Here is a 2,639-nt window from a genome sequence, read left to right as displayed (position 1 = left end):
GTTTGAATTGTTCATCTGATAAGTTTTGATAATCCATAATTTTGCTAATAAACATAGCAAAATTATAGATGATTTCCTGACCTAAGATCACATTTTATTCTTTTTTCCACTTCAATCTAAGAATTGAGAAAAAAGCAAAACTTTATATTATACCATAAAAAAATTATGCAAGAGGTCTAATAGCTTATCTTGTCCCTAAATCTCAAAAAAATCGGGCTAGAAATATCTTCTAACCCGATATTAGTGATTAATTTCTCGACTTAGTAAGCGTCCTGTAGTTCGTAGAATTCGGGAGAAACGTAATCTTTGCGTAGAGGCCAACCGACCCAATCTTCCGGCATTAAAATCCGTTTCAGGTGGGGATGTCCTTCATAAATAATGCCGAACATATCATAACTTTCTCGTTCTTGCCAGTCAGCTGCTTTCCAAATCCAGTAAACCGAGGCAACCCGGGGATTATCTCTGGGAAGAAAGACTTTTAAGCGCACTTCCACGGGACTATCGACATTATCGGTTACTTTGACCAGATGATAGAAACTAACTAATTCTTTCCCCGGTCCCAAATCGTAAGCACCCTGACATTGGAGATAATTAAAGCCATAAGCGTATAAAGCAGTGGCCAGAGGAATTAAAAAGTCTGCTTCTACTTTAATCAATTCCACACCACTATGGTCAGCTTCTAAAGCTTGATGCTCAAAACCATTTTCACTTAACCAAATCGAAGTGGGGCCAGCTTGCACAATAGCTGTGGTTTCTTCAGTCATTTAGATTTCTTCCTTTTGTTTCGTGGTCAAAAGAGCGGGGGGAACAGGCATACCGGTGGCTTCTAGCAACTCTTTCGGAGGTGCTTGACGGGTGGCCGATTGCAGATATTTACCCGTAAGAATCGGTTCCGTGGCCTGCATTTTGTGGGTAGTGCTGTAATAACGATTGGTTTGCTGGAGGACAGTCCCGCGTTCTTGAATAGATTCGTTAGCGACTTTTTTCCGCAGTTTAATAATCGCATCGATAATCGCTTCCGGACGAGGGGGACAACCGGGTATATAGACATCCACGGGGATAAGTTTATCTACTCCTCTAACCGCAGTGGTGGAGTCACTGCTGAACATTCCCCCCGTAATCGTACAGGCACCCATGGCGATAACGTATTTAGGTTCCGGCATTTCTTCATACAGACGCACCAAAGCGGGGGCCATTTTCATGGTGATTGTACCGGCAGTGATGATTAAATCGGCTTGCCGGGGACTAGAACGGGGAACTAAACCAAAGCGATCGAAATCAAAACGGGAACCAATCAAGGCTGCGAACTCGATAAAACAGCAAGCTGTACCGTATAGCATCGGCCAAAGACTTGACAAACGCGCCCAGTTATACAGGTCATCAACGGTGGTGAGGATGACATTTTCCGATAAATCCTGGGTAACTTTGGTGCGTTCGATGGGATTGAGGATTTTTTCGCTTTGTTGTTCGATAATTTGCTTAAATTCGCTGGTAGGGTTGGGACTCATCGGGTTATCCTCTTATGAAAAGTCAAAAATAAGGAAAATTATGGCCGTTATGACCATTCTAAGGCTCCTTTTCGCCAAGCATAGACGAGAGCAACCACAAGGATAGCAATAAAGATCAGTGCTTCTACAAAAGCTAATAGGCCCAATTGATTGAAAGCTACTGCCCAAGGGTAGAGAAAGACGGTTTCCACGTCAAAAACCACGAAAACGAGGGCAAACATATAATAACGAATGTTAAACTGAATCCAAGCACCGCCGATCGGTTCCATCCCCGATTCATAAGTGGTGCGTCTTTCCGGACCACCACCACTAGGCCGCAGGACTTTGGAGGCAGTTAGGGATAGGATTGGTACTAAACTGCAAGCAAGCAGAAATCCTAGAAAATACTCGTAACCTTTGAGGACAAACACTGGGTTTTTTTTCTCCTTATTCGCTATCGACAGGGGAAGTTGTCGGCATCTCTATGGCTACTTATTATAGAGGCTTTAGCAACCCGTCTCCTTCTCAAAAGCAGCATTGAAGATGTTTATCCAGATTGCTCGTTAAGATTGTACGGGAGTGCCGGAGTTGCCAGTTCGAGCATTTGTCCTAAAATTTCCGATAGGCAGTATAGTTTGTTAATGCACAGGCTCAAAGCAGCGATCGCAATAAGAGGAGAGTATCTGGTGTGGGGATAACTTTAAGTTGGGAAAGTTGAGCATCTCATACGGCCGCTCCTTTTGACACCCCCCAGTCTGACGGCAAATCCTTGTACAGAAAAACTTTCAAGAGTTCTCAGCACCACTAGGGTATCCCCAGCCAGGGAGATAAATGTAAAGATTTATTAAATTGTAGCGTATGATACAGTCTGGGGGGGGTAGAGTGCATATTGGCCATTATCTAAAACTAAACAAGAGAGTAAAGCCATGGCTACTTACTACGGTACAAGTGGAGCAGACTACTACAACTATACGGGAAGTGAACAACTCTATGCCTATGGTTATGGTGGCATTGACATCCTCGCCGCCGTAAAACGGACGGCGATTCCCAAACCTCACGATTTAGGTTTCTGCTTCTTTCCCGAAGGATTTTTCGCACCTGCCTTAACAGATTTACTCTGTTCTGGTCTTATGGTCGCTCTACAGACTGACA

The 2,639-nt window shown here is 43.7% G+C and carries 3 protein-coding genes and 1 pseudogene; 1 reads left to right on the top strand and 3 read right to left on the bottom strand.

What is annotated here, in order from left to right; genetic code table 11:
- Nucleotides 1-260: 260 nt before the first annotated feature.
- Genes O9300_RS17285 through ndhC form a run of 3 tightly spaced genes read right to left on the bottom strand, consistent with a single transcriptional unit; the run spans nt 261 to nt 1,918 of the window.
- Nucleotides 261-764 (bottom strand): NAD(P)H-quinone oxidoreductase subunit J, encoded by a 504-nt coding sequence (locus O9300_RS17285; protein ID WP_002780471.1) that lies wholly within the window; start codon nt 762-764, stop codon nt 261-263.
- Nucleotides 765-1,508, bottom strand: coding sequence for a photosynthetic/respiratory NAD(P)H-quinone oxidoreductase subunit K (gene ndhK, locus O9300_RS17280; RefSeq protein ID WP_002760976.1), 744 nt, complete (start codon nt 1,506-1,508; stop codon nt 765-767).
- A 47-nt stretch (nt 1,509-1,555) separates the two neighbouring features.
- Nucleotides 1,556-1,918, bottom strand: coding sequence for a photosynthetic/respiratory NAD(P)H-quinone oxidoreductase subunit C (ndhC, locus tag O9300_RS17275; RefSeq protein ID WP_002739390.1), 363 nt, complete (start codon nt 1,916-1,918; stop codon nt 1,556-1,558).
- Between the two features lie 495 nt (nt 1,919-2,413).
- On the opposite strand from ndhC, the pseudogene O9300_RS17270 reads away from it, so the two are divergent.
- A pseudogene (locus tag O9300_RS17270) lies at nt 2,414-2,639 on the top strand (hypothetical protein); the annotation flags it as partial.

The sequence above is a fragment of the Microcystis sp. LE19-195.1E genome (genome assembly GCF_027532095.1).
Classification (GTDB): Bacteria; Cyanobacteriota; Cyanobacteriia; order Cyanobacteriales; family Microcystaceae; genus Microcystis; species Microcystis aeruginosa.
This window is presented reverse-complemented; position numbering and strand designations above follow the sequence as displayed.

Excerpts from the sequence above, each read along its gene's own strand:
- O9300_RS17285 (WP_002780471.1), bottom strand. The coding sequence starts at position 764 with ATGACTGAAGAAACCACAGCTATTGTGCAAGCTGGCCCCACTTCGATT.
- ndhK (WP_002760976.1), bottom strand. The coding sequence starts at position 1,508 with ATGAGTCCCAACCCTACCAGCGAATTTAAGCAAATTATCGAACAACAA.